Source organism: Kitasatospora sp. NPDC059817 (assembly GCF_042731835.1).
Lineage (GTDB): Bacteria > Actinomycetota > Actinomycetes > Streptomycetales > Streptomycetaceae > Kitasatospora.
Window position 1 is genome coordinate 1 of sequence record NZ_JBHWIR010000265.1, and the last position, 7,249, is coordinate 7,249.

Below are 7,249 nucleotides of genomic sequence, written 5' to 3' on the forward strand. Positions count from 1 at the left end.
GGGCGGCGCGCCCGCGCGCCCCCCCCCCCCCCCCCCCGGCCTGGGCGGCGATCTGGATCTCGCAGGCCTTGTCCAGGTAGTACATCCGCAGGAAGGCCTCGCCCGGTGTGCGGCCGACGGTCAGCAGGCCGTGGTTGCGCAGGATCAGCGCCGGGTGCCCGCCGAGGTCGGTGACCAGTCGCTCCTGTTCGGCGAGGTTGAGCGCGACGCCCTCGTAGTCGTGGTAGCCGACCCGGTCGTGGAACTCCATCGAGATCTGGTTGAGGGGCAGCAGCCCGTCCCGCTGGGCGGCGACCGCGCAGCCCGCCCGGGTGTGCGTGTGCAGCACGCAGTGGGCGTCCTGGCGGGCCGCGTGGACGGCGCTGTGGATCACGAAGCCCGCCGGGTTGACCAGATGGGGGGTCGGCTCCACCGGGTTCCCGGCCAGGTCGATCTTGACCAGGTCGGAGGCGGTGATCTCCTCGAACAGCAGGCCGTACGGGTTGATCAGGAAGTGCTGCTCGGGGCCGGGGACGCGGACCGAGATGTGGGTGAAGATCAGGTCGGTCATCCGGAAGTGGGCGACCAGCCGGTACACGGCGGCGAGTTCGCGGCGCAGCCGGGCCTCGTCCGGTGCGGGCGGGGTGGTCGGTACGGACGCAGTGGGCGGTCCGGACGTGACAGTCGGGACGGTCGGTGCGGCGGGCAGGCCCATGAGGCTTCCTCTCAGAGTGCGGCGGCCGGGGCGGTGGCGGCGGGAGCGGCCGGGGTCTCGGCCTGCCCGGCGAGCCGGCCGCGCCAGTGCTCCAGCACGGTGGCATCGGTCGGGCGGGTGGCCAGGCTGACGGCCAGGTAGGCGACCAGGCTCACGGCGAGGCCGAAGTAGATCGGCTCGTTGGCGAGGACACCCTTGGCGGCCATCAGCGCGATCACGGTGCCGCCGCCCGCGACCATCGCGGCGAGCGCGCCCGGCAGGTTGCCGCGCCGCCAGACCAGCCCGCCCAGGATCGGCACCAGCAGACCGCCGACCAACAGGTTGTACGCGACGGTGAGCGCCGAGATCACGTCGTCCAGGACGCAGGCGACGCTGATCGACAAGATGCCGAGGGCCACGATCGCCAGCCGGTTGGACCGCACCTCGTCATGGTCCGTGGCCGCGGTGCCGGGCCTTCCCCGGCCGACGAGCGTGCGTACCCGGGCCCAGATGTCGTTGTTGGCCACGGTGGCGGAGGCGATCAGCGCGCCGCTCGCGGTCGACATCATCGCGGACAGCGCCGCCGCCAGGACCAGGCCGCGCACCCCGGCCGGCAGCGTGTCCTTCACGATGGTCGCGAACGCGCTGTCGGGGCTGGCCAGTTGGGGGTAGAGCGCCTTGGTGGCCATCCCGATCACCGCGCCGGCGACGGCGTACGCCAGGCAGTAGGCGCCGGCCACCGTGCCGCCGTACGTGGCCACCCGGTCGGTGCGGGCGGTGAACACCCGCTGCCAGATGTCCTGGCCGATCAGCATGCCGAAGGTGTAGATCAGCACGTAGGTGAAGATGGTGTCGCCGCCGATCGATCCGAACGAGAAGTAGCCGGACGGCAGTTCGGCCTTCAGCTGGGCGAGGCCGCCGGCCTTCACGACGGCGACCGGCAGCAGCAGGAACAGCACCCCGATGCTCTTCACCACGAACTGCACCATGTCGGTGAGGGTGATCGACCACATGCCTCCGAGCGCCGAGTAGCCGACCACGATGGTGCCGCCGATCACCACGGCCGCCCAGCGGGGCACGTCGAACAGCACGTCGAAGACGCTGGCGTAGGCGATCGTCGAAGTCACCGCCAGCATCAGGGTGTAGACCCACATGACCACGCCGGAGATCACGCTCGCCGCCCCGCCGTAGCGCAGCGACAGCATCTCGGCCACGGTGTACACCCGCAGTCGGGCGATCCGGGCGGAGAAGAGGATGCTCAGCGCCAGCAGGCCGAGCCCGATGGCGAACACCATCCAGGCGCCCGACAGGCCGTAGGAGTAGCCGAGCCGCACGCCGCCGATGGTGGACGCGCCGCCGAGCACGACGGCGGCCATCGTCCCCGTGTACAGCACCGGGCCCAGCCGGCGGCCCGCGACGAGGAAGTCCGCCTTCGAGGAGGCGCGCCGCTTGCCCCACCAGCCGACGCCGACGATGCCCAACAGATAGCCGATCATCACGACGTAGTCGAGGGTCATGGGGGGTCCTCCGATCCGGCCGGACGCGCTGGGGGAGCGGGCCGGGCCAGGGCTGTGGGTGGGGGAGCAGGCGGGGCGCACAGGAAAGGCGGGGAACGGGGGGCGAGCCGGGGGTGCCCGAAGGAAAACGCCGTGCGCTGAACCTAAACCGCCCCACCTGGCCTGCAGAAGTATCGGATTCATCCAATATCGTGGGGTCAGATGTGCAAAACCTCCGACGAAAGGCCGCCGGCGTGCCCGACCCAGCCCCCGCTCCCGCCTCCGGCAGCCCCGCCGTCCCGCTGACCGTCCTGCTCGCCGACCCCGTGCTCGGACTGCGCCGGATCGCCGGACCGGCCGACGACCGGCTGATCGGCACCGTCGGCACCACCGAGGTCGAGAACCCCGGCCCCTACCTGCTCGGCGGCGAACTGCTGCTCACCGCCGGAGTCCGCCTCCCGAAGGACGCCGAGGGCATCGACGCCTACGTGCGCTGCGTCGTCGAAGCGGGCGCCGCCGCACTCGGCTTCGGCGTCGCACCGGTCTACGACGAGGTGCCGGCCGACCTGGTCGCCGCCTGCGACCGGCACGGCCTGCCCCTGCTGCGGGTGCCCGACGGCACCCCGTTCGTCGCCGTCGGCCGGGCCGCCTACTCGGCGATGGCCGAAGCCGCCCACCGCGGCCTGCGGCAGATCTCCGAAGCCCAGTCCGCACTCGCCTCCGCGGCCGCCCGCCCCGACGCGCTGCGCGCGGTCGTCCAGCAACTCGCCGTGCACCTGGGCGGTTGGACGGCACTGCTGGACGGGCGCGGCGTCGAACTGTTCAGCGCCGGAGCGCGCCCGCCTGTGCCGGTCCTGGCCGAACTGCGCGCCCTCGCGGAACGGACCACCGCGCGCGCCGCAGGCCGCGCCCAGCCTCCGACCGCCGCCGCCCAGCACCACGCTGGGCGGCACCTGACCGTGCGGACCCTGCCCGGCTCGGACGGTTCCGGCGGCCCGCTCACGCTCGTCACCGCCGCCGAGGAACCGCCGACCGCCGTCCACCGGTCCGTGGCCGGGGTGGCCGTGGTGCTGCTCTCGCTGCTCACCAGCCCGCGGCACGCGCTCGGCACGGACGCCCGCAGCGCGGGAGCCCTGGTGCGGCTCCTGCTCGGCGCCGCACCGGAGGAGGCGGCCGCCGCCCTGCTGCCGCCCGACGGGGCCTGGGTGGTCGTGCACGGTCGGCTGACCGGCCGGGCGGGCGGCGGCGGGGAGGCCGTCCAACTCGCCGCCCTCGGCACCGCCCTCGGCACACCGCACCTGCACCTGGACGGGACCTGGCTGCGGGCGCTGCTGCCCGGCTCGGCGGCTCCGGACCGGGTCGTGGACACCGAATCCGCCGCCCGGCTCGGCTGGACGCTCGGCGTCAGCGCGCCCGCCCCCACGGCGGAGCTGAGGATCGCCGACGCCCAGGCCGACCGGGCCCTGCGTCACGCGCTGGCCACCGGTGCCGCCGCCGTCCACCACCGCGAGGCCGTCGGGCCGAGCGTCCACTCCCTGGTCGCCCCCGAGGACGCCGCCGCCCTCGCCCGCAGCACCTTCGCCCCGCTGACCGCCGCGGGCACCCCCGGGCCGGCCGTGCTCCGGGAGACCCTGCGCACCTGGCTCGCCCTGCACGGCAGCTGGGACCGCACCGCGGCGGCGCTCCAGCTCCACCGCAACACCGTGCGCCAACGCATCGCCCGGGTCGGCGAGTTGCTCGCCGTCGACCTCGGCGACGCGGAGGTCCGGATGGAACTCTGGTTCGCCCTGCGCTGGCTCCCGCCCGGCGCGAACTGACCACGGGCCGCCGGCGCCGTCCGGCGGCGAGACGTGCGTGCGGGGCCCGGTCAACGGCGGGCCAACACCGCGACCTCCCAGCCAAAGCCCACCACCAGCCGGCCATCCGGCGCCACGGCCACCGTGCAGACCGGCATCGGGAACACCAGCTCCGGCCCGACCTGCTGGCCCGTGGTCAGATCCCCGCCTGCACATGGGCAGCGCACCGCCAGGACGCGAGCGCCGGCACACGAACACGAAGCGTCACGTTGGCGTAGGCCTCCTGCCGGGCGTCAGCCGAGGGCGGTGTCGAGGAAGGCGTGCCAGGCGGCGTGGACGCGGGCGGCGTGGTTCCCGCCACCGTCGTTGCCGTCCTCGCTCCTGCCCCCGCTCCCGTCCCCGCTCCCGCCGCCGTCGGCGAGGAGGTCCAGCAGCAGGCCGCGGAGGACGGCCAGCACCACGGTGGGATTCGCGCCGGTGCCGTCCAGGACGCGCTCCAGCGGCGGCAGCCACTCGTCCAGCGAGGCGGTGCCGAAGTCCAGCCAGGGCCCGGAGCCGCCGAAGGCGCGGACGTATCCCTCGAAGAACAGGCGCAGCGCGCCCCGGTGCTCGGGCTTCGTCAGCCACTCCCAGAGCAGTTCGAGGGTCTCGCGGGCGTCGCCGCCCTCGGCGTCTATCGTTCCACTGACACGACTGTTTCAGTGGAAGTGTCCTCCTGGAAGGGATGCCAGCATGGCCGCCACCGCACCCGGATCCGCGACCGTCCGCGAGGCCGTCCGCCCCGGGGACCTCGGCACCGTCGCCGCCCTGCACGGTGTCCTCTACGCCCGCGAGTACGGCACGGACGAGACCATGGAGGCCTATGTCGCCGCCGGGATGGCCGAGTTGGTCCTCGCCCGGGCCCGCGAGGGCGGTGCGGCGCCCGGTCGTCTGTGGGTCGCCGAGCTCGACGGCCGCGTGGTCGGCGCCGCCGGCCTCGTCCGGGCGGACGAACGCCCGGGCTGGGGCCAGCTGCGGTGGGTGCTCCTCGACCCGGTCGCCCGGGGCCGGGGCCTGGGCGGCCGGCTGCTGGACACCGCCCTGGACGAGGCCCGCGCCCGTTCGTACGAGGGCGTGCTGCTGTGGACCATCGCGGGCCTCGACGCAGCCCACCACCTGTACGCGAAGGCCGGTTTCGAGCTCACCGTCTCCCGTTCCGCCCGCAAGTTCGGCCTGGACACGGTCGAGCAGCGGATGGACCTGCGGCTCTGAGCGGGCGTCTGGCATAGGCGACTGGCACCCTTCCATCTTCCGCTCTTCAGGGCTTCAGGGCTTCAGGGTTTCGGGCCGAGGGAGCCACTCGCCCGGCAGAGCTCCGCGTACCGTCCGGCGTGGGCGAGAAGGTCCGCGTGCGTGCCCGACTCGACGACCCGGCCGCCGTCCAGAACGATGATCCGGTCGGCATGCCGGACGGTGGACAACCGGTGGGCGATCGTGATCGTGGTACGGCCCACGGAGAGCGCGTCAAGCGCTCGCTGGACCGCCTTCTCGGTGATCGTGTCCAGTGCGCTGGTGGCCTCGTCCAGGACGAGGACCGGCGGATTCCTCAGCATCGTCCGGGCGATCGCCAGGCGCTGTTTCTCGCCGCCGGAGAACCGGTACCCGCGCTCGCCCACGATGGTGTCGTACCCCTTCGGCAGGCTTTCGATCAGTTCATGGATCTGAGCGGCTTCGGCGGCGGCCGCCAGCTCACTCGCCGTCGCTCCGGGCTTGGCGAACCGCAGGTTGTCGGCCACGGTCGTGTGGAAGAGATGGGTGTCCTGCAAGACGATGCCGACCGTCTCGGCAAGGGTGGCGAAGCTGAGGTCACGGATGTCGACGCCGTCGATGGTGATCCGACCGCCCGTGACGTCGTAGAGGCGCGGAACCAGATGGCCGAGGGTGGTCTTGCCCGCGCCGGTGGCGCCGATGACCGCCAGCTTCTCACCGGCCGGCAGGTCGAAGTCGACCCCCTGGAGGACGGGCCCCGAAGCCGGGTAGGAGAAGCTCACCTGCTCGAAGCGGACGTGTCCGTGGCGCCCGGTGAGCGGAGCGGGATCCCTGGGCTCCGCGACGTCGACCTCGAGGTCCAGGTACTCGAAGACCCGGTCGAACAGGACCATGGAGCTCTGGATACCGATGCCGGTCTGCAACAGGGTCATGACCGGCCCGAAGAGGCCCTGTTGGAGAGCGGTGAACGCGACGACGGTGCCCACGGATATGGTCGGGCCACCGTGCCCACCGACGATTCCGGCCGTCCAGTAGAACGCTATCGGCATCGCGGCCACGATGATCGAGATGATGGACTGGCGCCATCGCCCGGCCATCGAGGACCGGACGGTCAGATCCGCGAGGTCCCGCGACCGCCCCGCGAACTCCTTGACGAGCGTGTCGGTGCGCCCCATCGTGCGGCCCAGCAGGAAGCCGCTGACCGACAGCGACTCCTCGATCAGGCTGAACATCACGGCGATCAGGCTCTGTTGCTGCTCGACGATCCCGCGCCGCTCCGCGCCGACCTTGCGGCTGATCCCGACGAAGAACGGGAGCACCCCGAGGGACACGGCCGTCAACTGCCAGTTCAGGGAGAGCATCGCCAGCAACGTGGCCACCACCGTGGTGGCACTGGCGACGATCGTGGCGGCCGCGCCGGTCACCGTCGACTGCATGGCACCGATGTCATTGGCGATCCGGGACTGCACCTCGCCCGTGCGGGTCGCCGTGAAGAAGGACAGGGACATCCGCTGCAGATGCGTGTAGACCGCGGTGCGCAGGTCGTCCATCACCCGCTGCCCCAGCGTGACCAACAGGTAGGCCTGGAGCACTCCGGCGGACGTGCTGGCCACCACCAGGGCGAACATCCCGGCGGCCAGCCCGGTCAGCAGTCCGAGCCGGTCCTGGGGCAACGCGACGTCGAAGATCTGCCGCAGCATGAACGGCGGTGCGATTGCGGCCAGCGATCCGGCGGCCACCAGCAGCAGCACGGCGCCGAGCCGGAGCCGGTGCGGCACGAACAGGCCCATGGCCCTGACCAGTGGTGCGTGCCGCCTGTTCTTCTGTTCTCCGGCCAAGGGGCTCCTCCCTTCTCTCAGTCGGGCGCGTCCGCCCCCCGGGCCGCCGCCCCCGGCCCCGCGCCCCCCCCGCCCGCCCCGGCCGGCGGGCGTGGGGTGGAGCTTGGGGTGCTGTGGTGCGGCCGCTACGGGCCCGCCACGGGGGCCCAGCCCGCGACCCGGTGGGGACCGCGCTCACCGTGCTGTGGGGCCTTGGCC

General features: G+C 73.0%; 6 protein-coding genes. 2 read left to right on the forward strand and 4 right to left on the reverse strand.

Going from position 1 to position 7,249, the window contains the following annotated elements; translation table 11 throughout:
• Positions 1-694: class II aldolase/adducin family protein (locus tag ACFV61_RS32780; RefSeq protein ID WP_380495641.1), on the reverse strand; the 694-nt coding region annotated here is incomplete at its 3' end.
• 11 nt (positions 695-705) lie between these two features.
• Complete coding sequence (locus tag ACFV61_RS32785) at positions 706-2,190, reverse strand: sodium:solute symporter (RefSeq protein WP_380495643.1); 1,485 nt, start codon at positions 2,188-2,190, stop codon at positions 706-708.
• Positions 2,191-2,423: 233 nt separating this feature from the next.
• Here ACFV61_RS32785 and ACFV61_RS32790 point away from each other — a divergent pair, with 233 nt between their 5' ends.
• Positions 2,424-3,986, forward strand: a complete 1,563-nt coding sequence (locus ACFV61_RS32790) for a PucR family transcriptional regulator (RefSeq protein WP_380495644.1) — start codon at positions 2,424-2,426, stop codon at positions 3,984-3,986.
• 272 nt (positions 3,987-4,258) lie between these two features.
• On the opposite strand, the gene ACFV61_RS32795 is transcribed toward ACFV61_RS32790, so the two are convergent.
• Complete coding sequence (locus tag ACFV61_RS32795; RefSeq protein WP_380426240.1) at positions 4,259-4,426, reverse strand: hypothetical protein; 168 nt, start codon at positions 4,424-4,426, stop codon at positions 4,259-4,261.
• Positions 4,427-4,697: 271 nt separating this feature from the next.
• On the opposite strand from ACFV61_RS32795, the gene ACFV61_RS32800 reads away from it, so the two are divergent.
• Positions 4,698-5,216 carry a GNAT family N-acetyltransferase gene (locus ACFV61_RS32800; RefSeq protein ID WP_380337828.1) on the forward strand — a complete coding sequence of 173 codons (519 nt, stop codon included), beginning with the start codon at positions 4,698-4,700 and terminating at the stop codon, positions 5,214-5,216.
• A gap of 62 nt (positions 5,217-5,278) precedes the next feature.
• Here ACFV61_RS32800 and ACFV61_RS32805 read toward each other — a convergent pair whose 3' ends face one another.
• Entirely contained in the window at positions 5,279-7,003 is a 1,725-nt protein-coding gene (locus ACFV61_RS32805; RefSeq protein WP_380495645.1) for an ABC transporter ATP-binding protein, read from the reverse strand.
• Positions 7,004-7,249 lie beyond the last annotated feature (246 nt).

Bases quoted from the DNA above. Each gene is read 5' to 3' on its own strand.
- ACFV61_RS32785 (WP_380495643.1), bottom strand. From the start codon at position 2,190: ATGACCCTCGACTACGTCGTGATGATCGGCTATCTGTTGGGCATCGTC.
- ACFV61_RS32800 (WP_380337828.1), top strand. From the start codon at position 4,698: ATGGCCGCCACCGCACCCGGATCCGCGACCGTCCGCGAGGCCGTCCGC.
- ACFV61_RS32805 (WP_380495645.1), bottom strand. From the start codon at position 7,003: ATGGGCCTGTTCGTGCCGCACCGGCTCCGGCTCGGCGCCGTGCTGCTG.